The organism is Sphingomonas hankookensis (genome assembly GCF_028551275.1).
Taxonomy (GTDB): domain Bacteria; phylum Pseudomonadota; class Alphaproteobacteria; order Sphingomonadales; family Sphingomonadaceae; genus Sphingomonas; species Sphingomonas hankookensis_A.
In genome coordinates, this window is sequence record NZ_CP117025.1 from 888,604 (window position 1) to 914,096 (window position 25,493).

Here is a 25,493-nt window from a genome sequence, read left to right on the forward strand (position 1 = left end):
CGGGTCAAGCCCGGGGTGACGTTGAGTTTGGCGGTAGGTCGACGCCGGCTGTGACGCGTGGCGGCGTGAACGTCATCGGATCATGACCGGTCGCCGGACGATGTACCTTCGATACGCGACCTTCCGCCCGCATCCGGCGGTCGGCATCGTTCCAGTCGGGTAGCGTCGCATCGTCCTGTACCCAATGCACGATGCTCGCCTGATCGCACCAGCGCATCAGTTTCGGCATCGCGCGACGGTGCGGCCCGGCGGTCATGTACGCACGCATCGACGCAGCATCGTCCCACGCGGTCATCGTCCAATAGGTCTGGCGACGATCGGCCAGCATCCGCCCGCCGCGATAGCCCTCGGCGCGCCTTACCTGCCGCGCGCTCAACCACGTATCGATCAGGAACGCCGGCAGGAAGCGCGCGGACCGGATGCGCAGCCGGGTGATGCTGACGAAGGTCACGCCTCCAGCTCGACGTCCCAGTAGAGCCAGTCGTGCCAGGTTTCGTGCAGATGGTTGGGCGGGAAGCGGCGGCCCTGTTCCTGCAGCTGCCAGCTGGTCGGGCGGATCGGCTGGACATGGAGCGGCATCGCCGCCTGTTTGGGCGTCCGGCCGCCCTTGCGCAGGTTGCACGGCGCGCAGGCGGTGGCGACATTTTCCCAGGTCGTCCGCCCGCCTTGCGCGCGGGGTACGACGTGATCGAAGGTCAGGTCGTGGGTCGCGCCGCAATATTGGCAGCTGAACCGGTCGCGCAGGAACAGGTTGAAGCGGGTGAAGGCCGGGAATTCCGACGGCCGCACATATTGCTTGAGCGCGATGACCGAGGGCAGCTTGATCCGTGCGGTCGGGCTGCACACTTCGCGGTCATATTCGGCGACGATATCGACCCGGTCGAGGAATACGGCCTTTACCGCCGTCTGCCACGGCCACACGCTGAGCGGATAATAGCTCAACGGCGTATAGTCCGCGTTGAGCACCAGCGCGGGGCAGCCATCGGGATGGCGGAGGCGATCGGGATGGTACATGAAGTCCCCCTCGCGTAAACGTCGGCGCCGATATGATCGGCAACGATGACGCGGACATGACAGCACGGCGCGATACCCAAAGTCAAACCGGCGAGGTCGTCACCCGGTTCGCGCCCAGTCCTACGGGCGCGCTGCACGCGGGCCATGCGGTTGCGGCGATCGCGGCGCATGACCGGGCGCGGACGGCGGGCGGGCGGTTCCTGCTGCGGATCGAGGATATCGATACCGGCCGCAGCCGGCCGGAGCATGTCGCGGGCGTCCTGCGCGATCTGGAATGGCTGGGGCTGGCATGGGACGGGGAGGTCGTGTTCCAGTCGCAGCGGATGGCGCGCTATGCCGATGCGCTCGACCGGTTGCGGGTAGCGGGCCTCGTCTATCCGTGTTTCTGCACCCGCGCCGATATCGCCCGCGAACTGGCGGCGAGCGCGTCGGCGCCGCATGGGGTCGATGGCGCGGTCTATCCGGGGACATGCCGCGCGATCCCGCCGGAGGTCGCCGCCGCGCGGCTGGGCGAGCCGCATGCGTGGCGGATCGATATGGCGCGGGCGGTGGCGCTGGCGGGGCCGCTGACATGGACCGACGAGCTGGCCGGCACGGTCGTGGCCGATCCGCTGGCACAGGGCGACGTGGTGCTGGCGCGCAAGGATGCGGGCACCAGCTATCATCTGGCGGTGACGGTGGACGATGCGGCGCAGGGGGTGACCCATGTCGTGCGTGGGCTGGACCTGTTCGCCGCGACGCATATCCACCGGTTGTTGCAGGCGCTGCTCGACCTGCCGGTGCCGGTGTGGCGGCACCACCCGCTGCTGCTGGGACCGGACGGGCAGCGGCTGGCCAAGCGCAACGGTGCGCCGACGCTGGCGGCGCTCCGGGACGGGGGCGTCGACGGGCGGGCGTTTGCCGATGATCTGCGGGCCGGTCGACTCCCCATTGGCTTTGCGCTGGCAAGTGCTTAGCTTGGCGTCATGAACACCTTCCTGGTCCTGTTGCTGATCGCGGCGATGATCGCGGTCGTCGTCGCGTTGATACGCGGCATCGTGTCGTTCCTGGCGCAGGGCAGCGCCGAGGCGCGGGGCGAGGGGCCGAGCGAACATGCGCTGAAATCGAACAAGATGATGCAGGCGCGCGTGCTGTTTCAGGCGATCGCGATCCTGATCGTCGTCGTGCTGCTGTTCTTCGCCGGACGCACCTGACCACGACGATGGTGAAGCTGACCAAGATCTACACCCGCACCGGCGACGGCGGGACCACCGGGCTGGTCGACGGATCGCGCGTGGCGAAGGACGCCGCGGTGATGCAGGCGATCGGCGATGTGGACGAGGCCAATTCGGCGCTGGGCGTCGCCATCGCCGCGCTGGGCGAGCATCCCGACACGAAGACGCTGCTGACGATCCAGAACGACCTGTTCGATCTGGGCGCCGACCTGGCCACCCCGCCGTCGATCGACGGGGCGCTGCGCATCGTGCCGGAACAGGTGACGGCGCTCGAACAGGCGATCGACCGGGCCAATGCCGGCCTGTCGCCGCTGACCAGCTTCATCCTGCCCGGCGGGTCGGCGGCGGCGGCGGCGCTGCATCTGGCGCGCGCGATCGTGCGCCGGGCGGAGCGATCGGCGGTGGCGGCGTCGCACGATGCGCCGCTTAACCTGCATCTACTGGCCTATCTCAACCGGCTGTCGGATTTTCTCTTCGTTTTCGCGCGGCTTGTGAACCAAAGTGCCGGTGGAGACGTTTTGTGGGTACCGGGCGGGGAGCGTCCGGCACCCTAGGAGACGATCATGCGAGCGACACCGGCCGACCGGTCCGACCATCCGCTCGCACATCGTTACCGCACCGTCCGATCGCTGACCGATTCGCTGGCGGCACCGCTGTCCGATGCCGATGCCACCGTTCAGTCGATGGACGATGCGTCGCCGGCCAAATGGCATCTGGCGCACACCACCTGGTTCTTCGAAACCTTCGTCCTGCGCGACCATGTGCCCGGCTATACGCTGCACGACGACCGTTTCCCGTTCCTGTTCAACAGCTATTACGAGGCGGAAGGCCGGCGCCATGCGCGCAGCCGGCGCGGGATGATTACCCGCCCCAGCCTGGACGAGGTGCGCGGCTATCGCGCGGCGGTCGATGCCGCCCTGCTCGCCGCCTTGCCGACCCTGTCGGAGGCCGCGCAGGAACTGGTGGCGCTCGGCTGCAACCATGAGGAGCAGCATCAGGAATTGCTGCTGACCGACATTCTCCACCATTTCAGCGAGAACCCTCTGGAGCCGGCGATGTTCGCGCCCGAGCCCAAACGCCCGGTGGCGGTGCCGCCGCCGACCGGCTGGATCGAGCATCCAGGCGGGATCGTGCAGGTCGGCCATGGCGGACAGGGCTTCGCGTTCGATTGCGAAGGGCCGCGGCATGACGTGCTGCTCCACGCCCATGCCATCGCCGACCGGACCGTCACCAATGGCGAATGGGCGGCGTTCATCGCGGATGGCGGCTATCGCGACGCGCGGCTGTGGCTGGCCGATGGCTGGGCATGGGTGCAGGCGAACGGGATCGACGCGCCGCTCTATTGGGAGCGGCAGGGCGAGGTCTGGACCCGGTTCGGGCTGGACGGGCGGCGCGCGATCGATCCCGCCGCGCCGGTGACGCATGTCAGCTTCTTCGAGGCGGATGCCTATGCGACCTGAGCCGGTGCCCGCCTGCCGACCGAGTTCGAATGGGAGGCCGCCGCCGCCGCCCATGATCCGGCGGGCGGCAACCAGCTGGACCATGCCCATGCGGTCGAACCGCGCCCGTCGAGCGGCGGGCCGGCGTTCTTCGGCGATGTGTGGCAATGGACCGGCAGCGCCTACCGCCCCTATCCCGGCTTCCGCACCGTGGAGGGCGCGGTCGGCGAATATAACGGCAAGTTCATGAGCGGGCAGTTCGTGCTGCGCGGGAGCTCCTGCGCCACGCCGCGCGGCCATGCGCGCGCCTGCTACCGCAATTTCTTCTACCCCCATCAGCGCTGGCAATTCACCGGCGTCCGCCTTGCAAAGGATCTGTGATGCTGCTCAGCGACGACGTGCCGATGGTGACCCGTGCCGACCCCGCGTTCCGCGCCGATGTGCTGGCCGGGCTGTCGCTGTCGCAAAAGGCGATTCCGGCGCGCTGGTTCTATGACCGCAAGGGGTCGGAGCTGTTCGAGGACATCACCGCGCTGCCCGAATATTATCCGACGCGCGCCGAAACCGCGATCCTGAAGACGATCTGCCCCGAACTGGTCGGCGCGGTCGGCGACGGCGTGGCGGTGGTGGAGTTCGGATCGGGATCGTCGGTCAAGACGCCGATCCTGCTCAACTGCATCGAACCGGCCGCCTATGTCCCGATCGATATTTCGGGCGATTTCCTGCGGTCGTCGGCGGCGACGCTGAGCGGGCAGTTTCCGGGGCTGCCGGTGCTGCCGGTCGAGGCGGACTTCATGCATCCGGTGCCGTTGCCCGATGCGGTGGCGGACATGCCCAAGCTCGGCTTCTTCCCCGGATCGACCATCGGCAATATGGAACCGCTGGCGGCGGGTACGCTGTTGCGCGCAATGCGCGACTGGCTGGGCGAAGGCGCGATGCTGCTGATCGGGATCGACCGCGTGAAGGACGAGGATACGCTGGTCGCCGCCTATGACGATGCGGCAGGCGTGACGGCTGCGTTCAACCTGAACCTGCTCGACCGGATCAACCGCGAGCTGGCCGGCACGGTGCCGGTCGACGCGTTCGCGCACGAAGCGCGCTGGAACGACGATGCCGCGCGGATCGAGATGCATCTGCGCGCGACCCGCGACGTGGGTTTCACGGTCGACGGGCGATCGTTCGCGATGCGCGCCGGAGAGACGATCCATACCGAGAACAGCCATAAATATGGCGACCGCGACGCGCGGCTGTTGCTGCGCAGCGGCGGGTGGACCCCCCAGCAGCAATGGTGCGGCGACGATGGCGCGTTCTGCGTGATCCTGGCCGAAGCGCAGACGGTGCCGATCGCCCCGTGATCCGTCTTGTCCTGACGATGGTGGCGCTGGCGGCGGCGGTGCCGGCAGCGGCGCGCGACCTGACCGTGATGAGCCTCAACATCCGCCTGCCCGCCGAGGGCGACGGGGCAAATCGGTGGGAATTGCGGCGTGACCTGACCGCCGCGACGATCCGCCGGGCCGATCCGGACGTGATCGGCATGCAGGAATTGTTCAAGCTACAGGCCGACGACGTGGTCGCCCGGCTGCCGCGCTATCGGTGGATCGGCGTCGGGCGCAGCGGGACCGGCCGGGCAGAGGACGAGCATATGGGCGTCTTCTACCGCGCCGACCGGCTGCAGGTGGAGCGCTGGGGCAATTTCTGGCTGTCGGACACGCCCGAAGTGCCGGGCAGCATCAGCTGGGGACACCCTTATCCGCGCATGGTGACCTGGGCGATCTTCCGCGAGCGGGACGGCAATCGGTTCGCGATGTTCAACACGCACCTGCCGTACCGCGCCGAGGACGAGGCGGCGCGCGAGAAGGGCGCGGCGCTGCTCGCGGCACGAATCCCGGGGATCGCCGGCGACCTGCCCGTCGTGCTGACCGGCGATTTCAACACCGTGCCCGACAGCCCGACTCATCGCCGGCTGGAACGCGATCTGAGCGATGCATGGGTCGCGACCAGGCGCCGTAGCGGACCGGAGGCGACCTTTCACGGCTTTACCGGCACGCCCGACCGGCGGATCGACTGGATTTTCACGCGCGGCTTTACGCCGGTGTCGGTGACGACGATCGATACGCGCCGGGGCGATGTGTTTCCCTCGGACCATTATCCGGTGGTCGCGGTGCTGCGGCGCGCTCGGCAAGGTTCTGCGTCACCCCGGACGTGATCCTGGGCGAAGCCTAACGGATCACCCGCGCGGTCCACGTCCGGATGAAGTCGGGATTGCCGTGACAGTCGTCCATCTGGCGCTGCTCGATCAGGCGGAAGCGGGTGCCGTCCCATGCATAGCGTTGCGTCATGCCGCAATCTCCCAGCCCCCGCCCCTTGGCGAAGGTGTCGAGGATGCCGTCCTCGAACGTCGCGTTGTACACCAGGTCGCCGTCGGAATCGCCGGCGACCGGCATGTCGAACGAGGCCGGCATCGCCTCGCCCCGTTCGATCACGAACAGCGCGGACAGGATGTTATAGGCCCCGGCGGCGCAGGGCACGATCGCCAGCGTGCGCGGGCCGTCCAGCGTCTTGGTGGTGACGTCGGGCAGGTCGTGGTCGTCGCAATCGGCCTGTTGGCGCATCCGGGTGATGAGCAGCGGGTCGAGCAGCGCGGCCTCCCCCCGGATGGTCGCGGCGCGGACGACCGGCAGCGGCGGGGCGGGGCGGGTATCGGGCTTCGTGCCGCGCGCGACGATCGCGCCGGTGGTGCCGACGCGCCCCTGCCGGTCGTCGATCCAGCGCAAGGCCGCCGACGCGCCGGTCAGCTTCAAGGGCGCGATGCTCTGGCCACCGGCGGCGATGAGGGTCAGCGTCCGGCCAATGGCGAGCTTCGCGGCGAGTGCCATTGCCGGAGCGCCGGTCAGGACGATGGCATCGTCCTGCTGCGTGCCGCCGCGCGCGACCGGTTCGTCATCGACCGTGGCGGTCAGCGGGAGCGCGATGTCGTCCTGGCTGCGCAGGCGGATCGCGACCGGGGCGTCGGCGCCGGGACCGCGTTCGATCGACAGGGTCAGGGCGGGGGCGTCGCCCTCTTCGGGCATCAGCGATCCCGCCTGGCAGGTGCCGCCATTGTCGCAGCCGACCGCCCAGTCGCCGAAGCGCTTGAGGGCCAGGGGGCGGGGCGGGGTGGCGGTGTCGGTGAGCGGCGTGGGCGAAGGCGATGCGCTCGGCGCCGGGGCGGGCGGTGCCGACGCGCCGTTGCAGGCGAACAGCGACAACGGCAGGGCGAAGGGCAGGAAACGGCGCATGGGGGTGCGATACCGGCATGCACCCGTGATCGAAAGCCGCTATTGCCGCGTTCGAGCCGGGAAACGGCATTTATCGAGAGGAAGCAGGATGAAGACGATTGGCGTGATCGGCGCGGGCCAGATGGGGGCCGGCATCGCGCAGGTATCGGCGCAGGCCGGCTATGACGTGCTGCTGTCCGACGTGTCGGTCGAGCGCGCGCAGGGCGGCAAGGACGGTATCGCCAAGCAACTGGCGCGCGCGGTGTCGAAGGAAAAGATCACGCAGGGCGATGCCGATGCGGCACTCGGGCGGATCACGCCGGTCGGCGACCTTGCGGCGATGGCCCCATGCGACCTGGTGATCGAGGCGGCGACCGAGCGGGAAGCGATCAAGCGCCAGATCTTCGAGACCGTGGGCAAGGCGCTGTCCGATACCGCGATCCTCGCCAGCAATACCTCGTCGATCCCGATCACGCGGCTGGCGCAGGCGGCACCCGACCCGGCGCGCTTCATGGGGGTGCATTTCTTCAACCCGGTGCCGGTGATGGGCCTGATCGAACTGATCCGCGGCCTTGCCACCAGCGACGCGACGGTCGCGGCGGTCGAGGCGTTCGGGCAGAGCCTGAACAAGCGGATCGTCCATGCCAATGACGCACCGGGCTTCATCGTCAACCGCGTGCTGATGCCGATGCTGAACGAGGCGTGCTTCGCGCTGGGCGAGGGCGTGGCGACGATCCCCGATATCGACGCGGCGTGCCAGCTGGGGCTCAATCACCCGATGGGGCCGTTCACGCTCGCCGACTTTATCGGGCTGGACACCTGTCTGGAGATTACCCGCGTCCTGTTCGAAGGGACCGGCGACCCTAAGTTCCGCCCCGCGCCGCTGCTGGTCAAATATGTCGAGGCCGGCTGGTACGGGCGCAAGGTCAAGCGCGGCTTTTATGATTATTCGGGCGAGGAGCCGGTGCCGACCCGGTAAAGGACGCTTGACGTAAAGCGAGCTTGTCATGTAAAGCGTCCTTCACAATAGTGGAGGACGCCGTGATGTCGATGCCGCCTGAAATGAAGCGCTATACCGTGCGGCTGATGAGCGTGATGACGCTGTACGGGGTCACGCTGGTCGGGGTGAATCTATGGTTCCGGCACGCGCCGCCGACAGGGGCGCTGGCCTATGTCGCGGCGGTACTGCCGGCGGTACCGATCGCGCTGGTATTCGTGGTGATCGGGCGGCTGCTCGTCGAGATGCGCGACGAGTATCTGCGGGCGCAGATGGTGCGTGATCAGCTGATCGCGACCGGAGTCACGCTGTCGATCACGACCGCCATGGGCTTTCTCGAAGGGTTCGGCATGATCGGCCATGTCGAGGGCTATTATGCGGCGACGATCTGGTTCGGCGCATTGGGGCTTGCCGCCTGCCTGCGCGGCATCGGCCGGTTGCGGGAGCGGGCCGATGGATAATCATCTGCGTACGCTCCGGGCCGAGCGTGGCTGGTCGCAGCAGCATCTGGCCGAACGGCTGGAGGTGTCGCGCCAGAGCGTCAACGCGATCGAAACCGGCCGCTACGACCCGTCGCTGCCGCTCGCCTTTCGGATTGCCGAGCTGTTCGGGCTGACGATCGAGGACGTCTTCGTCAGCTCGACGCGGGGTTAGCGCTCGAGTCATCCATCATGGGAACGTCACCCCAGCGAAAGCTGGGGTCTCAGGCGACTCTTGCTGCGCGCCCTTACCGGGAGATCCCAGCCTTCGCTGGGATGACGTCGGGTCCGAGTGCAAGCGACCGAACCTCAGATAAACGTCGCCACCGTCGCGCGGTAGATGGCCGGCAGGATGATGCCCTGCAGGATGCCGATCAGCACCAGCACCACGAACGGCGCGAAGTCGAGCGCGCCGAAATCGGGCAGGATGCGCCGGATCGGGCGGTAGATCGGCTCCGTCACCACCATCAGCCCGCGATAGAGCGAGCGGATGAAGTCGTTATGCGTGTTGATGACGTTGAACGCGATCAGGATCGACAGGAGCGCCTGTACGATGATGATCCACCACAGGACGTTCAGCAGTACCTGAATGATATCGAGCAGGACGTTCAACGCAGGGGGCCTTTCGCGAATGGCTCTCGACTATAGGGATGCGGACGCCCGGGTCCAAGCCTTGTCAGGTCGGTTCGGGGCCGGCGTGTTGTCGGTGCAACACAGCCGGCTGCCGTTCGTTCCTTGTCAGGCGTGGACCAGCGTGCCGGCGCCCTGTTCGGTGAAGATTTCGAGCAGCATGGCGTGCGGCACGCGGCCGTCGAGGATGACCGCCGCGTCGACGCCCTGCGCCACCGCCGATACGCACGTCTCGACCTTCGGGATCATGCCGCCGCTGATCGTGCCGTCGGCCTTAAGCTCGGCGATGCGCGCCGCGTCGAGGTCGGTCAGCAGCTCGCCGCTCTTGTCGAGCACGCCCGCGACATCGGTCAGCAGGAAGAAGCGCGAGGCGCCCATCGCCCCGGCGATCGACCCGGCCATGGTGTCGGCGTTGATATTGTAGGTGTCGCCATCCGCGCCCAGCGCGACCGGCGCCACGACCGGAATGAAGCCGTCGCGCGCGAGGCTGTGCAGGATCGTCGGATCGACCGCGACCGGCGTACCGACAAAGCCCAGGTCGACATGGCGTTCGATCCCCTGCGCGCGGTCGGGTTCGTTGCGGCCGACCTTTTCGGCGGTGACGAGGCGCGCGTCCTTGCCCGAAATGCCGACCGCCTTGCCGCCCGCCGCCGCGATCCAGGCGACGATTTCCTTGTTGATCTTGCCGGCCAGCACCATTTCCGCGACCTCGGCGGTGGCGGCGTCGGTGACGCGCAGCCCGTCGACGAAGCGCGATTCGACGCCCAGCCGCTTGAGCATCGCCCCGATCTGCGGACCGCCGCCATGGACGACGACCGGATTGATGCCGACCTGCTTCAACAGCACGACATCCTCGGCGAAATCGCGCGCCAGTTCGGGATCGCCCATCGCGTGCCCGCCATATTTCACCACGAAGGTGCGACCGGCATAGCGCTGCAGATAGGGCAGCGCCTCGGTCAGCGTTTCCGCCTTGGCGAGCATCTTCGGATCGGGTGCGTGGGTCATGGATGGGCGCTTTAGCGGGGTCGGGGGGCGGAAGGAAGAAGTTGGTTCACGCGGAGGCGCGGGGCGGCGGGAGAAAGAGATTTATTCGCGCAGAGGCGCAGAGGGCGCAGAGATAGTGCGCTCGCCGCGACAGCGGCTCTCCATCATCGGCTGCCGATAGAGAAGAGGCTGCGCCAGACCGGCCGCCATCGCCGGCACCACAACCTCTCAGCGCCCTCTGCGCCTCTGCGCGACAAAACCCCTTCTTCTTCTCCGCGCCTCCGCGCCTTCGCGTGAACCCGAATCCTTCTTACCGCGCCCGGTCCAGCCAGCGCCCCAGCCCGACAAAGGCATAGATCAGCGGCGGGACCAGCACGATCGACAGCACGACCTTGGCCAGCATCTGTCCGACCACCAGCTGCCCGATCGGGAACACGCCATAGAAGGCGACCGTCACGAAGATCAGCGTATCGACGATCTGCGACAGCACGCTGGCGATCGCCGCGCGCAGCCAGAGCAATTTGCCTTCGCCGCGCTTCAGCCAGCCGAAGATCGTGACGTTGAGCGTCTGCGATACGCCATAGGCGATGATCCCCGCGCCCCAGATGCGCCACGTCGCGCCGAGGATGATCTGGATCGCATCGCGATTGACCGGCAGCATGTCCGCCGATGCGGGCAGCGCCCACACGATCCATGACAGGATCATCGAGGTGATGAGCGGCACGAAGCCGAACCACACCAGATGCTTCGCGCGCCCCGGGCCATAGAGTTCGGCGATCGCGCTCGACACCACGACCAGCAGCAGGAAGGCGAAGATGCCCGCCTCCACCGCCAGCGGGCCGATCGCGACCTGCTTGTTGCCCAGCACGCCTGCGACGCAGACCATGCCGCCATAGAAGATCGAGAGGATGAACAGCGCGCGGGGCAGGGTGATCGTCGCGGACGCAGGTGCGGTCGCGGGCGGGGCGGGTGTCGTCATGACCCTTGCTAGTCCCGAAATCGGCCGATGGCAAAAGCGTTTGTCGCCGCTGGCGTCGCTGGCCGTGGCATGGCATGTCACGACGGTTTGGGCCGTCCGGGGCGGGCGGCGGGGCAGGGTAAGCGTTCAACATGACTCGTTTTCTGATCGGCATCGCCGGCATCGTCGTGATTCTGGGGATTGCCGTCGCATTGTCGACCAACCGCCGGGCGATCCGGCTGCGCGTGGTGGGGGCCGCGTTCGCGTTGCAGGTCGGGATCGCGGTGCTGGTGCTCTATACGCCATGGGGCAAGGGCGTGCTGGGCTTCCTGTCGGGCGGGGTCGCCAACCTGCTGGCCTATGCCAATGCCGGCACCTCGTTCCTGTTCGGGCCGCTCGCCCGGCCGGAAATCGGCGGGCAGAGCTTCGCCATCGCCGCGCTGCCGGTCATCATCTTCTTCGCGTCGCTGGTGTCGATCCTCTATTATCTGGGGATCATGCAGCTGGTCGTGCGCTGGATCGGCGGCGGCATCGAAAAGGTGATCGGCGTCAGCAAGGTTGAATCACTGTGCGCCGCCGCGAACATCTTCGTCGGCCAAAGCGAATCGCCGCTGGTGATCCGCCCCTATCTGGCAGGCCTGACCCCGGCACAGCTGTTCACGGTGATGACCAGCGGCATGGCGGGCGTCGCCGGCACGATCCTCGCGGCCTATGCGTCGATGGGCATCCGCATCGATTTCCTGCTGGCGGCCAGCTTCATGGCGGCGCCGGGCGGCATATTGATGGCCAAGATCATCATGCCCGACACGCCCGAACCTCCCGCCGGCGAACTGCCGCTGGGTGACGACCGCGAGGCGGAGGCGATCGCGCTGGCCGAGGCGACGCATGACGAGGAACGCCCGGCCAACATCATCATGGCGGCGGCCCAGGGCGCGCAGACCGGCGTGAAGCTGGCGGTGGCAGTCGGCGCGATGGTGCTGGCGTTCGTCGCGCTGGTGGCGCTGGCCAACGGGCTGCTCGGTGGCATCGGCAACTGGTTCGGCGTGGCGGACCTGAGCTTCCAGCGGCTGCTCGGCTATGTCTTCGCACCGGTCATGTATCTGCTGAACGTGCCGTGGAACGAGGCGGGGATCGCCGGCGGGCTGTTCGGGCAGAAGGTCGTGCTGAACGAGTTCGTCGCCTATATCTCGCTGGGCGAGGCCGGCGCGCAGCTGTCGACGCGGACGATCGCGATCATCACCTTCGCGCTGTGCGGCTTCGCCAATTTCTCGTCGATCGCGATCCAGATGGCGGTGACCGGCAGCCTGGCGCCGAACCAGCGGCCGATGATCGCCAAGCTCGGCATCCGCGCGCTCGTCGCCGGCAGCCTCGCCAACCTGATGTCAGCGGCGCTGGCCGGGCTGCTGCTCGCCTGAAATCCGGTCGGACGCGCCGGGTATCAACGCTCTGTTTACGATGGGTCGGCTAGATTCGACCCATCGTGCCGGACGCGGCGCGTTGAGTGACAGGACGGACAAAGATGCACCAGGGACTGATCGACGAGCGGACGCTGGCCAACGCGCGCGCGGAACTGGGCGCGAATTTCGTCCGCATTCTCGGCTATTTCAAGGAAGACGGCGTCAAGTCGCTGATCGCGATCGAACAGGCGATGCGGCAGCAGAATGCGGCGGCGATGGTGCTGCCGGCGCATACGCTGAAAGGGGAGTCGCGCCAGTTCGGTGCCGACACGCTGGCCGACCTGGCCGAGGTGATCGAGACGATCGCGCGCAACTGCGTCGAGACGCGCGACGTGCCGACCGAAGCACTGGAACATGTCGCGCAGCTGCGCCCGACGTTCGAGGCGACGCTGGGCGTGCTGGATCGCGACAGCAATCCGCTGGCGCAGCGGCGCAACGGGTTCGGAAAGCGGCCGGTCGCGCTGTAGGGCGATACGCTTAAGGACCACCCAAGGCCGAGTCCCGCCGGCGGTGAATCCGGCTGCGCTTTGACGTCACCCCAGCGAAGGCTGGGGTCTCAAGCGGCTCCTGCCATGTGATCCTACCGGGATATCCCAGCCTTCGCCGGGATGACGTCTGGTTCAGGCAGGGGGGGGGCAGGCCCTAATGCACCGGTCCCGGGCCAACCGGCCGCGCGTCCACGCGGCCGGTCGCGTCGGGTCAGCCGCCGTGCTTGTCCAGTTCGGCGACCGAGTTGAGCTGCACGTAATTCTGGATGCCCATCCGCTCGATCATCTCGAACTGGGTTTCGAGCGTGTCGACATGCTCTTCCTCGTTCATCAGGATCTCGGCGAACAGGTCGCGGCTGACGAAATCACGGATGCTTTCGCAATAGGCGACGGCTTCGCGCAGCTGGGCGACGGCCTCGACCTCGATCGCCAGATCGGCTTTCAGCACCTCTTCGACGGTCTCACCGACGCGCAGGCGGCCGAGCAGCTGGAAATTGGGCAGGCCGTCGAGGAACAGGATGCGCTCCGCCAGTCGGTCGGCGTGCTTCATCTCGTCGATCGATTCGTGACGTTCGAACTGGGCCAGCTTGTAGACGCCCCAATGGTCGAGCAGGCGATAGTGCAACCAGTACTGGTTCACCGCCGTCAGCTCGTTCTTGAGCGCTTCGTTCAGAAATTCGATGACCTTGGCGTCGCCCTTCACGTCGTTCGTCCTTATATGATGACGAACCGCCCATACGCGTTTCGGGGCTTTGGCGACAGGGTAAAAATGGCGGATTTCCGCCGTTTTCGGCAGCTGCGAACGTTACGCAGCCGCGCGTTCCGCATCGATAATGGCTCGCGCGAACGGCACGCATTGCCCGCATTTCGCCTGGCATCCCAAGGCCCGGTACGCCTGGCAGGCGCTGCTGGCACCGCCCCGTGCGGCCGCGCGGACATCGCGTTCTTTGATGGCATTACAGACGCATACGACCATGTTCGACCCTCGCTCTGACGAGTCGATCAATAGTAGTAATGAAACTCGTTCGCAAGAGTTATTGCGGATGACTCGCACGAACGGCGGCGATCAGCGGATGCGGATCGGTTGCAGCTGCCACCGGGCGAGCGACCGCCACAGCCATTCGAACGGGCCGAAGGGGAACCGGGCGAGCCACCAGGGCGACCACAGCAGCATCAGTCCGCACATCGCCAGCACGGGCAGGTACAGCGTGGCGCGCGACCAGAAGCCGAACTGGCCGAGGCCCCAGCCATGAAAGACGAAGCACATGACGATGGTGGTCGCCAGATAGTTGCTGAGCGCCATGCGCCCGACCGCTGCGCACCGGGCAACGATGGCGCCGCCGCGCTGCGCGAGCAGCAGGATCGCGGCGGCATAGCCCGCGATCATCACGCCCCGGAGCGGCGGGGGAAGGGCGAAGGCGCCGATGATGACCGAGCGGGCATCGATGCCGTGCGAGAACATCCATGCGGCGATCATGGCATAGCCCGCCACGCCGATGCCGATCCCGACGCCTGCCCAGCGCCACAGCCGGGCGCGGGACCATGTGCCCGTCAGCATCCCGCTGCGCAGCGCCGCCATGCCGAACAGCATATAGGCGAGCGTCTCGATGCCGATGAAGATGGTGTTGTAGAGCGTCGTCGCCAGCTCGACCAGATTATGGTGCACGATGCCGGCATAGCTGCCGCGAAACAGCGCGATCTCCTGCGCCAGCACGGCGGGCGTCGGGATGCCGAAGCCGTTTTCGAAGTCGCGCAACCCTTGTGCGGCGGCAGGCGTGTCCGCACCCTTCATCGCGACGAACGACAGCGCGATCGCGCCCAGCAACAGCCATTCGAGCGCCGCCAGCGCGATGCCGCATGCGACCATCCGCCGTACCGAGCTGGCGCGAAAGCCATAGGCGACGCTGCCGACCAGCGCATAATGCATCAATATGTCGCCCGGCCACAGCAGCACGGCATGGGCGAGCCCCAGGACGAACAGCCAGGCCATCCGCCGGTAATGCACCGCCGCCGGGTCCGCGCCGCCGGCTTCCGCCCGGTCGACGACCAGCAGCAGCGAGGCCCCGAACAGGAAGGAGAACAGCCCGCGCATCTTGCCGTCGAACGCGATCATCGTCGCGAAATAGGCCCATAGGTCGGCGGGACCGGTCATGCCCCACGCATGGGGGCTGAGCCGCGCGGTGTCGGGCAGCGCGAAGCTCAGGATGTTGACGAACAGGATGCCCATCACCGCAACCCCGCGCACCACGTCGAGGGTGACGATGCGGTCGGCGGCAGGGCGGGGGTCGGTCATGGGAAATTCTCCTGCCCGATCGCGCGGGCAGGGGGAAGGTGGTTAGGCGAGCGCCGCGTCGGCACCCATCAACGCGGGGAAGAAGCCTTCATGTGCCTTGCGCAGGTCGTCCAGGGACACGGCGAAGTCGCCATCGGTCAGTTCGAAGATGATCCGGCTGCCGATGGTGCGGCCGATCGGTTCGGCATCGACCCCGGCCTTTTCGGCGCCCTGCAGGAATTCGAGCAGCGCGTGGTCGTGCACCGTGACGATGTAATTGCCCTGATCCTCACCGAACAGCGAGCGGGCGATGTCGTCGAACGGCAGCTTGCGGTCGAGGATCGCGCCGACATTGCCGGCGAGCGCCATCTCCGCCACCGTCACCGCGACGCCGCCATCCGACACATCGTGGCAGGCGGTGATCTTGCCCGACAGGATCGCCTGGCGGATATAGCCGCCGGTACGACGCTCGCCGTCGAGATCGACCGGCGGCGGCGGGCCTTCCTCGCGGCCATGGACTTCGCGCAGCCATAGCGACTGGCCGAGCGAGCCGGTGCGGTCGCCGACGCGCAGGATGATGTCGCCGGTCTGCTTGAAGGCGATGGTCGCCGACTTCTCCCAGTCGGCCAGCAGCCCGACACCGCCGATCGCCGGGGTCGGCAGGATCGCCGAGCCGCCGCCGGTCGCCTTCGATTCATTGTAGAGCGAGACGTTGCCCGACACGATCGGGAAGTCGAGGGCGCGGCAGGCCTCGCTCATCCCGTCGAGGCAGCCGACGATCTGGCCCATGATCTCGGGGCGCTGCGGGTTGGCGAAGTTCAGACAGTTGGTGACAGCGAGCGGCGTCGCGCCGACCGCGGTCAGGTTGCGATAGGCCTCGGCAATCGCCTGGCGACCGCCCTCGACCGGATCGGCGAAGCAATAGCGCGGGGTGCAGTCGGTGGTCATTGCCAGCGCCTTCTGCGTCCCGTGCACGCGCACCACCGCCGCGTCGCCGCCCGGGCGCTGCACGGTGTCGGCGCCGACCATGTGGTCATACTGTTCCCAGATCCAGCGACGCGACGCGATGTCAGGCGATCCCATCAGCTTGAGCAGGTCGGCGGCCGGATCGGTGCTTTCGGGCACGTTTGCCAGTTCGGCGGATTTCGGCGTCGGGACATGCGGCCGGTCGTAGAGCGGGGCTTCGTCCGCCAGCGGGGCGAGCGGGATGTCGGCGACGACGTCGCCCTGCCACTTCAGCACCATGCGGCCGGTGTCGGTGACATGGCCGATGACCGCGAAGTCGAGTTCCCATTTGTCGAAGATCGCCCGCGCGAAGTCCTCGCGGCCGGGCTTCAGCACCATGAGCATCCGCTCCTGGCTTTCCGACAGCATCATCTCGTACGGGGTCATGCCGCGTTCGCGCTGCGGCACGTCGTCCATGACCAGTTCGATGCCGACGCCGCCCTTCGACGCCATTTCGACCGAAGAGGAGGTGAGGCCGGCGGCGCCCATGTCCTGAATCGCGACGATCGCGTCGGATGCCATGAGTTCGAGGCACGCCTCGATCAGCAGCTTTTCGGTGAAGGGGTCGCCGACCTGCACGGTCGGACGCTTTTCCTCGGCATCCTCGCCGAAATCGGCCGAGGCCATGGTCGCGCCGTGAATGCCGTCGCGGCCGGTCTTCGACCCGACATAGACGATCGGATTGCCGACGCCGGAGGCGGCCGAATAGAAGATCTTGTCGGTATCGGCGATGCCGACGGTCATGGCGTTGACGAGGATGTTGCCGTCATAGGCCGGGTGGAAATTCACCTCGCCGCCCACGGTCGGCACGCCGACGCAATTGCCATAGCCGCCGATGCCATGGACCACCCCCGCGATCAGGTGGCGCATCTTCGGGTGATCGGGCCGGCCGAAGCGCAGCGCGTTGAGGTTCGCGATCGGCCGCGCGCCCATGGTGAACACGTCGCGCAGGATGCCGCCGACGCCCGTCGCCGCACCCTGATAGGGTTCGATGTAGGACGGGTGGTTGTGGCTCTCCATCTTGAAGATCGCCGCCTGCCCGTCACCGATGTCGATGACGCCGGCATTCTCACCCGGCCCGCAAATGACCTGACGTCCGGTGGTCGGCAGCTTCTTCAGGCGGATGCGGCTGGACTTGTAGCTGCAATGTTCCGACCACATGACCGAGAAGATGCCCAGTTCGGTCAGGTTCGGTTCGCGCCCCATCGCGTGCAGGACGCGCTCATATTCTTCGGGGCTCAGGCCGTGTTCGGCGACGATCTCGGGCGTGATCTGGGTCATGGGCGAGCCTCTAGCGCGCACGCGCCTGTGGTGCCAGCCGGTTTGTTGGCCGCGGCGACGTAACAGAAGGGCAATGTTGCGTTGCCGAATAGATACAGTGGTGGAACAAATTTCGTTCGAAAGGATTAAAGCGCTTCGGAATCATGCCGGTGCGTGGGAACCGTTCGCCACGCTGGGAGTCGGTGCGGTGCATCGTCGGACTCGGCGTAGCATGGCATGATGCCGAGCAAGGGAGAATGTGAATGGTTTCGAAGTTTCTGACGGCAATCGCCGCGACCACGCTGGCCGCTGCTCCGGTCGCCGCCAATGCCGCGCAGAACGCGTCGGCCCTGTCGGTCGCCAAGTCGGTCCGCGCGTCGGCTCCGGCCAAGGGTGGCCAGAAGCTCGCCGGCGGCGGCATCGTGTTCGCGCTGCTGGCAGCCGCGATCGTGGCCGGTGGCGTGATCATCGCCGTCGACGACAACGATTCGGACAGCAACTAAGTCCGATTGCGGGGCGGGGGCCGGTGTCGGTCCCCGCTTCCGTTTCAGGCCGACTCTTCGGTCTGTGCACGATCGCGGCGTTCCGCCCAGCGCGCGATACCGTCGTTGCCGAACACGCCGGAAAGCATGATCCACCATGCCGGGTTGCTGTCGAACCGCAGCTCGCCGGACCAACGCCACCATGTCATGATGGCCAGCGGATCAGTGCGGTAACCACGAATATCTGCCGCAGCCGCTGGGCGCCGGGATGGCGGGATGAGGCCGTTGCCGATCCCGATCAGTCCCGCTAGCGCCCGCATCACCGAGCGGCCCCGATCCGCTTCGAAAGCGGTTCAGCCCTTCCGCTGCTTCCACGCATTCCAAAGCATCATGCCGATCAGCGTGCCGCCGGCGACGGTGCCGCCGACCGCTACCGCGGTGACTACAGGCGACAGCGTGTTGTCGGCGCGGTGGAGATGGGGGCGGTGCTTCTTCAGCTTCTTGAGCAGCGGGGTGCGCGCCGACAGCGCCTCGAACATCTCGCCCGGCCCTTCCGGGTCGAGGATCTTGTTGTCGGCGAGCCATTCGGTCACCGCCCCCAGATCGGGAATTTCGTAGGGGCGTAGCGAGCGGCCTTCCCCACGCAGTTCCTCGATCGTCGCAATCAGCGAGTTGGTGCGCTCCAGCGTAGCCTCGATCGTCTCGCAATCCACCCCAAGATGCTCGGCGAGCAGCGAATCGCGGATGCCGGCGATGGTGCGGCGTTCGTCGGCATTGGCGTGGCGAGTGGCGTCGACCGTCACGTCGCATTCGGTGTCGAGCCTGAGCGAGCGGTTGTTGAAGTTGGACGATCCGACCCGCAGCAGCTGGTCGTCGATCACCGTCACCTTGGCATGGACATAGATCGGCGTGCCGCCGGCGGTGAAGGGATGGTAGAGCCGCAGCCGGTCGTGGCGGTCGCGTTCCTTCAAAGCCTGGAACAGGCGCGCGCGGGCCGAATCCATCGCGACGGGTTCCAGCCAGCCCTCGGCCGTGGTCGGGTTGACGATCACGATCTCCGGGCCGTCCGGCTCGTCGAGGCGTCTCGCGATCGCTTCCGCCACCTTGCGCGAGGCGAAATACTGGCTCTCGGCATAGAAGAAGCGTTCGGCACGCGCGATCAGGTCGAGGTACAGCGTCTCGATCTCGTGCACCGGTTCCTGGTCGGTCATCTCGGGCACGGTGCGGGCGATGGCGACGTCGATCTCGGTAAAGTCGGCGTCGAGCCCGGTCGGCCAGCAGCCGCCGACGCCGGTCGGCGCGGGCAGGGCGTCGCCGCCCGAGATTTCCCAGCGCTGCCGGCACATGTCGCCCAGCGCTGCCGCGACCGGCCCCTCCAGCGCGGTGGTGACGTCGTGCCAAGGCTGGTAGGGCGTGCCGTCCGGTTCGATCCGGCGGGGATCGTCGTCACGATGCTCGCGCGTGTCCCAGCGGTCGACGGTCATGTCGATCCCGCCGCAAAAGGCGACGTCGTCGTCGATCACCACGACCTTCTGGTGATGCGAACCGGCGACCGGGTGATGGGTGTCGAGCCGCATGTGCACCTGCGGGTCGGCGATCCATTTCGCGATGCGCACGAGGGTGCGGCCATGGAACAGCGTCTTGATCGCGCCGGTGTCCCAGCGCAGGATATGGACCTGCAGCCCCGGTGTCCGGCGGACCAGCCAGCTGATAAATTCGCCAACCTTTTCAGGGCCTTCGCTGGCAGGGTCGGTCTTGAAGCGGATGCGGGCGTCGAAGTCCCAGCCGATCAGCAGGATCTGCCTTTTCGCCTTCAGCATCGCGTCGCGGGCAGGGGTGAAATAATTGTCGGCATCGACCAGCACGGTCGCGCGCGTGGCACGCTCGATCCGCCAGCAGTTGCGACCCGGTTCGAGTGGTGGGGTGTGACGGACCATGGGGACAGCCATGGCACCCTATCGTTGCAGTTCCAAGCGATTGCGGTCGGTCGGTTGGGTTTCGGCGGTCCAAAGTTCACTAAGTTCACACTCGTGCGCTGTTTGCGGCGTGGCGCGCGGGGTGGCGTTTGGGCGGGCGGGGGCGCGGACGATGGGAAAGAGCGGGGACGATGCTGGCAGGTTGGGTGCGTGTAGGAAAGGGGGGACATCGTCCCCGCGACGGGGACCGATAGACGTTGATGGTTCGGTCGGAGGTGCTGCTGCTGCGCGTGTGGATACCTGCCTTGGCGAGACCGTTGCGAACGTCCGCTTCACCGTATCCCCGCGAAGGCAGGGATCCAGGGTCGCATCCGCAAAGCTTTGTTTTGCTTGGCTCTGGACCCCCGCCTGCGCGGGGGTACGGCGAGTATGTGACTGAGCCCGAGACTTTCGGAGAGGCCTCGCCTTCGCGGGAATGACGACGGGGTGTTGTCGTGCCTCGCCATTGGCATCGGGCACCCAGATTACGTTCGGCGTGACGGTGGCAGGGTCAGAGGATGTCGTGGACGCGCTCGGGTGGGCGGGCGAGGACGACGCCCTTCGCCGTTTCGACGATCGGGCGTTCGATCAGGATCGGGTGCTCTGCCATCGCATCGAGGATCGTCGCATCGTCGGCGGTTTTGAGCGGTTTGGCTTCGGTCTCGCCGGTGCGCAGGGCTTCGCGCGGGGTCAGGTCGGCGCGGGTCAGCAGGGCGGCCAGTTCGTCGCGGGTCGGTGGGGTTTTCAGATATTCGACGATGGTTACGTCGGCGCCGGCTTGCGTGAGGAGCGCGAGGGCGGCGCGGGACTTCGAGCAGCGCGGGTTGTGGTAGATCGTGGCTTGCATGGTTCCTCCCCGGCACGGGGAGGAGGACCGCCGGCGCAGCCGGGTGTGGAGGGGGTTGGCCAGTTCCACCACGGTTGCGTCTGCGGAGGCCCCCCTCCACCATGCTACGCATGGTCCCCCTCCCCGCGAGCGGGGAGGATCTTGGGTGTTTGTTCGGGCCTGGTGCCCTCCCCGCGAGCGGGGAGAAGCTTCAGGTCAGTCGTTTTTCGCCAGCCATTCTTCCAGCCACTTGATCGTGTAGTCGCCCTGCTGGAACTGCGGGTCGTCGAGCAGCGCCTGGTGGAGCGGGATGGTGGTCTTCATCCCCTCGATCACGAACTCTTCCAAGGCGCGGCGCAGGCGCATCAGGCAGCGTTCGCGGCTGGTGCCGTAGACGATCAGCTTGGCGATCATGCTGTCGTAATAGGGCGGCACCTTATAGCCGGCGTAGAGCCCGCTATCGACGCGGACGTGCATGCCGCCGGGCGCATGGAAATGCTTCACCGTGCCGGGCGACGGCGCGAAGGTGCGCGGGTCCTCGGCATTGATGCGGCATTCGATGGCGTGGCCGGTGAAGCGGATCTGCTCCTGCTCGCATGACAGGCCATGGCCCTCGGCGACGCGGATCTGTTCGCGGACCAGGTCGATGCCGGTGATCATCTCCGTGACGGGATGTTCGACCTGCAAACGGGTGTTCATTTCGATGAAATAGAACTCGCCATCTTCCCACAGGAATTCGATCGTGCCCGCACCGCGATAGCCCATATCGGCCATCGCCTTGGCACAGATGCCGCCGATCCGTTCGCGATCGGCCTGGCTGAGCACGGGGGAGGGGGCTTCCTCCAGCACCTTCTGGTGGCGGCGCTGGAGCGAGCAGTCGCGCTCGCCCAGATGGACCGCCTTGCCATTGCCGTCGCCGAAGACCTGGATCTCGATGTGGCGCGGGTTGCCAAGATATTTTTCGAGATACACCGTGGCGTCGCCGAACGCGGCCTTTGCCTCGCTGCCGGCCTGCTGCATCAGCGTTTCGAGTTCGTCCTCGGAATGGCACACCTTCATGCCACGGCCGCCGCCGCCCGACGCTGCCTTGATGATGACCGGATAGCCGGCCTTGGCCGCGATCGCCTTCGCCTCGGCGATGTCGCTGATCGCGCCGTCGCTGCCGGGGACGAGCGGCAGGCCGAGCGCGCCGGCGGTGCGCTTCGCCTCGATCTTGTCGCCCATCGTGCGGATATGTTCGGGCTTCGGCCCGACGAAGATCAGGTTGTGCAGCTCGACGATCTCGGCGAACTTGGCGTTTTCCGACAGGAAGCCATAGCCCGGATGGATCGCGTCGGCGCCGCTGATCTCCGCCGCCGAAATGATATTGGGGATGTTGAGATAGCTGTCGGTCGCCGAGGGCGGGCCGATGCAGATCGCTTCGTCGGCAAGGCGGACGTGCATCGCGTCGGCGTCCGCAGTCGAATGGACCGCGACCGTCTTGATCCCCATTTCATGGCACGCGCGGTGGATGCGGAGCGCAATCTCACCCCGGTTGGCGATCAGCAGTTTCTTGATTTCGGGCATGTTATTCCACGACCACCAGCGGCTGGTCGAATTCGACCGGCTGGCCGTTCGACACCAGGATCTGCGTCACGGTGCCGGCGGCCGGGGCGACGATCGGGTTCATGACCTTCATCGCCTCGACGATCACCAGCGTGTCGCCGGCGGCGACCTTCTGCCCGACCGACACGAACGGCTTCGCTTCCGGGTTGGCGGCGAGATAGACGGTGCCGACCATCGGCGAGGTGACCGGGGGCACGCTGCTGACCGGCGCGACGGCGGCGCCGGCCTCGATCGTGGTGGTCGCTGCGCTGGCCAGCTGCGGTGCGGGCGCGGGGGCGTAGGCCGGGGCGGGGGCATAGCTTGCCGCCGCCTGTACCGGGGCGGGCTTGCGCACCACGCGGACCTTGCGCGCGCCGTCCTCCACCTCGACCTCGGTCAGGTCGGTTTCGTCCAGCACCTGCGCCAGCGCGCGGACGAGGTCGATGTCGACGCGCATCGCGTGGCTGGTGAACGGCGTTCCTTCGCCCTGATTGTCGTCTGCCATGGTAACCCCCAATGGTGTATTCTTAAAAAACCGCGCCCTTGTCAGATGCGGGCGGCCGCTTCAAGCGCGACCAGATAGGAAAGCGCGCCGAACCCCGCCACCGTGCCGCGCGCGGCGCGCCCGACATAGCTGACATGGCGAAACTCCTCGCGCTTGTGCGGATTGGACAGATGGACCTCGATCACCGGGGTCTTCACCGCCTTGATCGCGTCGTGGAGCGCGATCGACGTATGGGTATAGGCGCCGGCGTTGAGCAGGACGGCCTTCGCGCCTTCCGCCTGCGCCTCGTGCAGCCAGTCGACCAGATGGCCTTCATGGTTCGATTGGCGCAGGTCGATCTGAAGCCCCAGCTCGCGGGCGCGATCCTCCAGCATGCCGGCAATGTCGTCGAGCGTGTCCGACCCGTAGATTTCCGGCTCGCGCAGGCCGAGCAGGTTCAGGTTCGGGCCGTTGAGGACGAAGACGGTGGCGGTCAAGCGGGCAGGCTTTCGGTTGCGGGCGCGTGTGCGCGGTCCCTATATGCAGCGCACCATAGCCGGACCGGGCACCCCAAGTCGAGACGAGCAAGTCGAGACAGGGGGGCGCCCCGACAGGAGACGACATGCACAGCGACGGCACCATCACCATCACGGTCAACGGCGATCACATGCGGATTCGCGACGGGCTGACCATTGCCGAGCTGGCGGCACAGATCGGGCTGGTGCCGGAAAAGGTCGCGGTCGAACGCAATCTGGAGGTCGTGCCGCGCTCGACGCTGGCCGACGTCCGGGTCGAGGATGGCGACGAGCTGGAGATCGTGCATTTCGTCGGTGGCGGCGACCATCAAACGGTCGGGCAGGCGGCCGATACGTGGAGCGTGGCGGGCAAGACCTTTACCTCGCGGCTGATCGTCGGGACCGGCAAGTACAGGGATTTCGAACAGAATGCCGCGGCGGTGGCGGCATCGGGCGCGGAGATCGTGACCGTGGCGGTGCGCCGGGTGAATGTCAGCGATCCCAAGGCGCCGATGCTGACCGACTATATCGATCCGAAGAAGGTCACCTATCTGCCCAATACCGCCGGCTGTTTCGATGCCGACAGCGCGATCCGCACGCTGCGGCTGGCGCGCGAGGCTGGCGGCTGGGACCTCGTCAAGCTGGAGGTGCTGGGCGAGGCGCGGACGCTGTATCCCGACATGGTGGAAACGCTGCGGGCGACCGAGGTGCTGGCCAACGAAGGCTTCAAACCGATGGTGTACTGTGTCGACGATCCGATCGCGGCCAGGCGGCTGGAGGATGCCGGCGCGGTCGCGATCATGCCGCTGGGCGCACCGATCGGATCCGGCCTCGGCATCCAGAACCTCGTCACGATCCGGCTGATCGTCGAAGGCGCGAAGGTGCCGGTGCTGGTCGATGCCGGCGTCGGCCAGGCGAGCGATGCGGCGGTGGCGATGGAGTTGGGCTGCGACGGGGTGCTGATGAACACCGCGATTGCCGAGGCGAAGGACCCGGTGCTGATGGCGCGGGCGATGAAGTCGGCGGTCGAGGCGGGGCGGATGGGCTATCTGGCCGGGCGCATGCAGCGGCGGCGCTATGCCGACCCGTCGAGCCCGCTCGCCGGACTGATATGAATCAGATTCAATGGAACCCGCAGGTCGGGCTGCGCTTTGTATAATCGCAATCCAGCGAGGGCAACCTCGCCAACCTACAGGAGCCTTTCATGGGTGAATTCACCGACAAGCTCGCCGCCGCTGGCAACAAGGTCGCCGGCAACGTGAAGGAAGCCGTTGGCAAGGCGACCGACAACGAGCGCCTGGAAGCCGAAGGCCAGGCCCAGCAGGCCAAGGGCACCGGCCAGGACGTGAAGGGCAGCGTCAAGGGCGCGCTCGGCGACAAGATCTGAGCTGATCGGACACCGCGTACCGCCGGGTAGTTGGCGGATGGTGTCGAAGGGGCCGTTCCGGGAAACCGGGGCGACCCCTTTTTTGGTCAGAAGCGGTAGCCGAGGCCTGCGACGACATGATGGCGCTCGACGCCGTTTTCGAGAACGGTCTGGCCGATCGTCTCGCGGTCGGCGGCATAGTTGGCGTAGCGATATTCGAGCTTGCCATAGGCGCGGCTGGTCAGGCCGAATTCGCCGCCCGCGCCCAGGTGGAAGCCGTCCAGCCGGCGTCTGGCGCGGTAGCTGAACGCAGGGTCGGTCAGGTCGCGGACGTCGCGGCGGACTTCGCCGTTGCTGTAGCCGCTCTTGAGATAGACCAGCGAATTGGGGCCGGTGATGAAGCCGATGCGCGCGCCGACATCGATCTCGCGTCCGGTCGACAGGCAGTCACGCGCGACCACGGTCGCACCGAACGACAGGTCGTCGCACGTCTCCAGCGTCGATTTCGACAGGCCGGCATAGACGCCGAGCACCGAGGCGCGCGACAGCACCATGTCATAGCCGACTTCGCCGCCATAGGTGATGCCGCTGTCGCCGGCGCTGGTTTCGCTGCGCTCGGTGCCGTCGCGCACCTCGGTCACGACATCGACCCGGTCCCAGCCGACGCGCAGTTCGATGCGGGGGCCGAGCGGCGTGTCGACGATGTCCTGCGCGGCGGCGGGTGCGGCGATGGCGACGGCAAGCGTGGCGGCGGTGATGGTCGCGACGGTCTTCACGGAAATCCCCCGGAGATTGAATGTCTTGGCCGAGGGATAGGGTCGAATCGA

The 25,493-nt window shown here is 67.0% G+C and carries 30 protein-coding genes and 1 pseudogene; 14 read left to right on the plus strand and 17 right to left on the minus strand.

Annotated features, from left to right (window positions below):
- Nucleotides 1-4: 4 nt before the first annotated feature.
- Together PPZ50_RS04285 and PPZ50_RS04290 are read right to left on the minus strand one after the other, a co-directional pair.
- Nucleotides 5-451, minus strand: a complete 447-nt coding sequence (locus tag PPZ50_RS04285; protein ID WP_066688884.1) for a DUF3291 domain-containing protein — start codon at nt 449-451, stop codon at nt 5-7.
- Nucleotides 448-1,014: an HNH endonuclease gene (locus tag PPZ50_RS04290; RefSeq protein ID WP_066688883.1), complete on the minus strand. Its 567-nt coding sequence runs from the start codon at nt 1,012-1,014 to the stop codon at nt 448-450. Before PPZ50_RS04290 ends, PPZ50_RS04285 begins: the two co-directional genes overlap by 4 nt.
- Before the next feature lie 56 nt (nt 1,015-1,070).
- Between PPZ50_RS04290 and gluQRS the strand changes: the two genes are divergently transcribed.
- The 6 genes and pseudogenes from gluQRS (at nt 1,071) to PPZ50_RS04320 (ending at nt 5,873) form a co-directional block, all read left to right on the plus strand.
- Nucleotides 1,071-1,970 (plus strand): tRNA glutamyl-Q(34) synthetase GluQRS, encoded by a 900-nt coding sequence (gene gluQRS, locus PPZ50_RS04295; RefSeq protein WP_066689020.1) that lies wholly within the window; start codon nt 1,071-1,073, stop codon nt 1,968-1,970.
- Nucleotides 1,971-1,979: 9 nt separating this feature from the next.
- The gene (locus PPZ50_RS04300; RefSeq protein ID WP_066688881.1) at nt 1,980-2,207 is read left to right on the plus strand and encodes a twin transmembrane helix small protein; all 228 of its coding nucleotides are present in this window, start codon (nt 1,980-1,982) and stop codon (nt 2,205-2,207) included.
- An 8-nt stretch (nt 2,208-2,215) separates the two neighbouring features.
- Nucleotides 2,216-2,782 carry a cob(I)yrinic acid a,c-diamide adenosyltransferase gene (locus PPZ50_RS04305; RefSeq protein WP_066688879.1) on the plus strand — a complete coding sequence of 189 codons (567 nt, stop codon included), beginning with the start codon at nt 2,216-2,218 and terminating at the stop codon, nt 2,780-2,782.
- 9 nt (nt 2,783-2,791) lie between these two features.
- A pseudogene (egtB, locus tag PPZ50_RS04310) lies at nt 2,792-4,048 on the plus strand (ergothioneine biosynthesis protein EgtB).
- Nucleotides 4,048-5,022 (plus strand): L-histidine N(alpha)-methyltransferase, encoded by a 975-nt coding sequence (egtD, locus tag PPZ50_RS04315; protein WP_066688875.1) that lies wholly within the window; start codon nt 4,048-4,050, stop codon nt 5,020-5,022. Before egtB ends, egtD begins: the two are co-directional and overlap by 1 nt.
- The gene (locus tag PPZ50_RS04320) at nt 5,019-5,873 is read left to right on the plus strand and encodes an endonuclease/exonuclease/phosphatase family protein (RefSeq protein WP_232307874.1); all 855 of its coding nucleotides are present in this window, start codon (nt 5,019-5,021) and stop codon (nt 5,871-5,873) included. Before egtD ends, PPZ50_RS04320 begins: the two co-directional genes overlap by 4 nt.
- Nucleotides 5,874-5,886: 13 nt before the next feature.
- Here PPZ50_RS04320 and PPZ50_RS04325 read toward each other — a convergent pair whose 3' ends face one another.
- Nucleotides 5,887-6,945 (minus strand): DUF1176 domain-containing protein, encoded by a 1,059-nt coding sequence (locus tag PPZ50_RS04325; RefSeq protein ID WP_066688873.1) that lies wholly within the window; start codon nt 6,943-6,945, stop codon nt 5,887-5,889.
- Nucleotides 6,946-7,033: 88 nt separating this feature from the next.
- Between PPZ50_RS04325 and PPZ50_RS04330 the strand changes: the two genes are divergently transcribed.
- The 3 genes from PPZ50_RS04330 to PPZ50_RS04340 all read left to right on the plus strand — a co-directional run bounded on the left by PPZ50_RS04330 (nt 7,034) and on the right by PPZ50_RS04340 (nt 8,575).
- A complete protein-coding gene (locus tag PPZ50_RS04330) occupies nt 7,034-7,903 on the plus strand; it encodes a 3-hydroxyacyl-CoA dehydrogenase NAD-binding domain-containing protein (protein ID WP_066688872.1) in 870 nt (289 codons plus the stop codon).
- A 65-nt stretch (nt 7,904-7,968) separates the two neighbouring features.
- Entirely contained in the window at nt 7,969-8,382 is a 414-nt protein-coding gene (locus PPZ50_RS04335) for a hypothetical protein (protein ID WP_066689018.1), read from the plus strand.
- Nucleotides 8,375-8,575, plus strand: a complete 201-nt coding sequence (locus tag PPZ50_RS04340; protein ID WP_066688870.1) for a helix-turn-helix transcriptional regulator — start codon at nt 8,375-8,377, stop codon at nt 8,573-8,575. Before PPZ50_RS04335 ends, PPZ50_RS04340 begins: the two co-directional genes overlap by 8 nt.
- 134 nt (nt 8,576-8,709) lie before the next feature.
- Here PPZ50_RS04340 and PPZ50_RS04345 read toward each other — a convergent pair whose 3' ends face one another.
- The 3 genes from PPZ50_RS04345 to PPZ50_RS04355 form a co-directional block, all read right to left on the minus strand.
- Nucleotides 8,710-9,012: a YggT family protein gene (locus PPZ50_RS04345; protein ID WP_084401359.1), complete on the minus strand. Its 303-nt coding sequence runs from the start codon at nt 9,010-9,012 to the stop codon at nt 8,710-8,712.
- Between the two features lie 126 nt (nt 9,013-9,138).
- Complete coding sequence (argB, locus tag PPZ50_RS04350; protein WP_066688868.1) at nt 9,139-10,035, minus strand: acetylglutamate kinase; 897 nt, start codon at nt 10,033-10,035, stop codon at nt 9,139-9,141.
- A gap of 289 nt (nt 10,036-10,324) precedes the next feature.
- Nucleotides 10,325-10,993: a queuosine precursor transporter gene (locus PPZ50_RS04355; RefSeq protein WP_066688867.1), complete on the minus strand. Its 669-nt coding sequence runs from the start codon at nt 10,991-10,993 to the stop codon at nt 10,325-10,327.
- Nucleotides 10,994-11,124: 131 nt separating this feature from the next.
- Here PPZ50_RS04355 and PPZ50_RS04360 point away from each other — a divergent pair, with 131 nt between their 5' ends.
- Nucleotides 11,125-12,387, plus strand: a complete 1,263-nt coding sequence (locus PPZ50_RS04360; protein WP_066688866.1) for a NupC/NupG family nucleoside CNT transporter — start codon at nt 11,125-11,127, stop codon at nt 12,385-12,387.
- A gap of 104 nt (nt 12,388-12,491) precedes the next feature.
- On the plus strand, nt 12,492-12,896 hold the full coding sequence (locus PPZ50_RS04365; protein WP_084401357.1) for an Hpt domain-containing protein: 405 nt from the start codon (nt 12,492-12,494) through the stop codon (nt 12,894-12,896).
- Nucleotides 12,897-13,128: 232 nt separating this feature from the next.
- On the opposite strand, the gene bfr is transcribed toward PPZ50_RS04365, so the two are convergent.
- From bfr to purL, 4 genes are all read right to left on the minus strand, one after another.
- Nucleotides 13,129-13,620: a bacterioferritin gene (bfr, locus tag PPZ50_RS04370; protein ID WP_066688864.1), complete on the minus strand. Its 492-nt coding sequence runs from the start codon at nt 13,618-13,620 to the stop codon at nt 13,129-13,131.
- 102 nt (nt 13,621-13,722) lie between these two features.
- Nucleotides 13,723-13,893, minus strand: coding sequence for a (2Fe-2S)-binding protein (locus tag PPZ50_RS04375; RefSeq protein WP_084401356.1), 171 nt, complete (start codon nt 13,891-13,893; stop codon nt 13,723-13,725).
- 90 nt (nt 13,894-13,983) lie between these two features.
- A complete protein-coding gene (locus tag PPZ50_RS04380) occupies nt 13,984-15,210 on the minus strand; it encodes a DUF418 domain-containing protein (protein WP_066688862.1) in 1,227 nt (408 codons plus the stop codon).
- Nucleotides 15,211-15,252: 42 nt separating this feature from the next.
- Nucleotides 15,253-17,475, minus strand: a complete 2,223-nt coding sequence (gene purL, locus PPZ50_RS04385) for a phosphoribosylformylglycinamidine synthase subunit PurL (protein WP_272815721.1) — start codon at nt 17,473-17,475, stop codon at nt 15,253-15,255.
- Nucleotides 17,476-17,717: 242 nt separating this feature from the next.
- On the opposite strand from purL, the gene PPZ50_RS04390 reads away from it, so the two are divergent.
- A complete protein-coding gene (locus PPZ50_RS04390) occupies nt 17,718-17,957 on the plus strand; it encodes a hypothetical protein (protein WP_066688857.1) in 240 nt (79 codons plus the stop codon).
- 44 nt (nt 17,958-18,001) lie between these two features.
- Here the strand turns inward: PPZ50_RS04390 and PPZ50_RS04395 are convergent, their stop codons facing one another.
- From PPZ50_RS04395 to aroQ, 6 genes are all read right to left on the minus strand, one after another.
- A complete protein-coding gene (locus tag PPZ50_RS04395) occupies nt 18,002-18,259 on the minus strand; it encodes a hypothetical protein (RefSeq protein ID WP_272815722.1) in 258 nt (85 codons plus the stop codon).
- Nucleotides 18,260-18,289: 30 nt separating this feature from the next.
- Nucleotides 18,290-19,885 (minus strand): phospholipase D-like domain-containing protein, encoded by a 1,596-nt coding sequence (locus PPZ50_RS04400; protein WP_272815723.1) that lies wholly within the window; start codon nt 19,883-19,885, stop codon nt 18,290-18,292.
- 517 nt (nt 19,886-20,402) lie between these two features.
- Complete coding sequence (gene arsC, locus PPZ50_RS04405) at nt 20,403-20,738, minus strand: arsenate reductase (glutaredoxin) (protein ID WP_066688849.1); 336 nt, start codon at nt 20,736-20,738, stop codon at nt 20,403-20,405.
- Nucleotides 20,739-20,933: 195 nt separating this feature from the next.
- A complete protein-coding gene (accC, locus tag PPZ50_RS04410) occupies nt 20,934-22,283 on the minus strand; it encodes an acetyl-CoA carboxylase biotin carboxylase subunit (protein WP_066688847.1) in 1,350 nt (449 codons plus the stop codon).
- A gap of 1 nt (nt 22,284) precedes the next feature.
- Nucleotides 22,285-22,806, minus strand: a complete 522-nt coding sequence (gene accB / locus PPZ50_RS04415) for an acetyl-CoA carboxylase biotin carboxyl carrier protein (RefSeq protein ID WP_066688845.1) — start codon at nt 22,804-22,806, stop codon at nt 22,285-22,287.
- A gap of 41 nt (nt 22,807-22,847) precedes the next feature.
- A complete protein-coding gene (gene aroQ / locus PPZ50_RS04420) occupies nt 22,848-23,282 on the minus strand; it encodes a type II 3-dehydroquinate dehydratase (RefSeq protein ID WP_066688843.1) in 435 nt (144 codons plus the stop codon).
- Between the two features lie 125 nt (nt 23,283-23,407).
- Between aroQ and thiS the strand changes: the two genes are divergently transcribed.
- Nucleotides 23,408-24,415 carry a sulfur carrier protein ThiS gene (gene thiS / locus PPZ50_RS04425; RefSeq protein WP_084401354.1) on the plus strand — a complete coding sequence of 336 codons (1,008 nt, stop codon included), beginning with the start codon at nt 23,408-23,410 and terminating at the stop codon, nt 24,413-24,415.
- Nucleotides 24,416-24,504: 89 nt separating this feature from the next.
- Nucleotides 24,505-24,687 carry a CsbD family protein gene (locus tag PPZ50_RS04430; RefSeq protein ID WP_066688841.1) on the plus strand — a complete coding sequence of 61 codons (183 nt, stop codon included), beginning with the start codon at nt 24,505-24,507 and terminating at the stop codon, nt 24,685-24,687.
- 86 nt (nt 24,688-24,773) lie between these two features.
- Here PPZ50_RS04430 and PPZ50_RS04435 read toward each other — a convergent pair whose 3' ends face one another.
- On the minus strand, nt 24,774-25,442 hold the full coding sequence (locus tag PPZ50_RS04435) for an outer membrane protein (RefSeq protein ID WP_066688840.1): 669 nt from the start codon (nt 25,440-25,442) through the stop codon (nt 24,774-24,776).
- Nucleotides 25,443-25,493 lie beyond the last annotated feature (51 nt).

Coding starts and splice junctions, on each gene's coding strand:
- PPZ50_RS04430 (WP_066688841.1), top strand. CDS start 24,505: ATGGGTGAATTCACCGACAAGCTCGCCGCCGCTGGCAACAAGGTCGCC.
- PPZ50_RS04340 (WP_066688870.1), top strand. CDS start 8,375: ATGGATAATCATCTGCGTACGCTCCGGGCCGAGCGTGGCTGGTCGCAG.
- gluQRS (WP_066689020.1), top strand. CDS start 1,071: ATGACAGCACGGCGCGATACCCAAAGTCAAACCGGCGAGGTCGTCACC.
- PPZ50_RS04360 (WP_066688866.1), top strand. CDS start 11,125: ATGACTCGTTTTCTGATCGGCATCGCCGGCATCGTCGTGATTCTGGGG.
- purL (WP_272815721.1), bottom strand. CDS start 17,475: ATGACCCAGATCACGCCCGAGATCGTCGCCGAACACGGCCTGAGCCCC.
- PPZ50_RS04375 (WP_084401356.1), bottom strand. CDS start 13,893: ATGGTCGTATGCGTCTGTAATGCCATCAAAGAACGCGATGTCCGCGCG.
- PPZ50_RS04355 (WP_066688867.1), bottom strand. CDS start 10,993: ATGACGACACCCGCCCCGCCCGCGACCGCACCTGCGTCCGCGACGATC.
- PPZ50_RS04305 (WP_066688879.1), top strand. CDS start 2,216: ATGGTGAAGCTGACCAAGATCTACACCCGCACCGGCGACGGCGGGACC.
- PPZ50_RS04400 (WP_272815723.1), bottom strand. CDS start 19,885: ATGGCTGTCCCCATGGTCCGTCACACCCCACCACTCGAACCGGGTCGC.
- argB (WP_066688868.1), bottom strand. CDS start 10,035: ATGACCCACGCACCCGATCCGAAGATGCTCGCCAAGGCGGAAACGCTG.
- thiS (WP_084401354.1), top strand. CDS start 23,408: ATGCACAGCGACGGCACCATCACCATCACGGTCAACGGCGATCACATG.
- PPZ50_RS04290 (WP_066688883.1), bottom strand. CDS start 1,014: ATGTACCATCCCGATCGCCTCCGCCATCCCGATGGCTGCCCCGCGCTG.
- PPZ50_RS04330 (WP_066688872.1), top strand. CDS start 7,034: ATGAAGACGATTGGCGTGATCGGCGCGGGCCAGATGGGGGCCGGCATC.
- PPZ50_RS04335 (WP_066689018.1), top strand. CDS start 7,969: ATGTCGATGCCGCCTGAAATGAAGCGCTATACCGTGCGGCTGATGAGC.
- PPZ50_RS04390 (WP_066688857.1), top strand. CDS start 17,718: ATGGTTTCGAAGTTTCTGACGGCAATCGCCGCGACCACGCTGGCCGCT.
- egtD (WP_066688875.1), top strand. CDS start 4,048: ATGCTGCTCAGCGACGACGTGCCGATGGTGACCCGTGCCGACCCCGCG.
- PPZ50_RS04325 (WP_066688873.1), bottom strand. CDS start 6,945: ATGCGCCGTTTCCTGCCCTTCGCCCTGCCGTTGTCGCTGTTCGCCTGC.
- accC (WP_066688847.1), bottom strand. CDS start 22,283: ATGCCCGAAATCAAGAAACTGCTGATCGCCAACCGGGGTGAGATTGCG.
- PPZ50_RS04380 (WP_066688862.1), bottom strand. CDS start 15,210: ATGACCGACCCCCGCCCTGCCGCCGACCGCATCGTCACCCTCGACGTG.
- PPZ50_RS04300 (WP_066688881.1), top strand. CDS start 1,980: ATGAACACCTTCCTGGTCCTGTTGCTGATCGCGGCGATGATCGCGGTC.
- accB (WP_066688845.1), bottom strand. CDS start 22,806: ATGGCAGACGACAATCAGGGCGAAGGAACGCCGTTCACCAGCCACGCG.
- arsC (WP_066688849.1), bottom strand. CDS start 20,738: ATGCAAGCCACGATCTACCACAACCCGCGCTGCTCGAAGTCCCGCGCC.
- PPZ50_RS04365 (WP_084401357.1), top strand. CDS start 12,492: ATGCACCAGGGACTGATCGACGAGCGGACGCTGGCCAACGCGCGCGCG.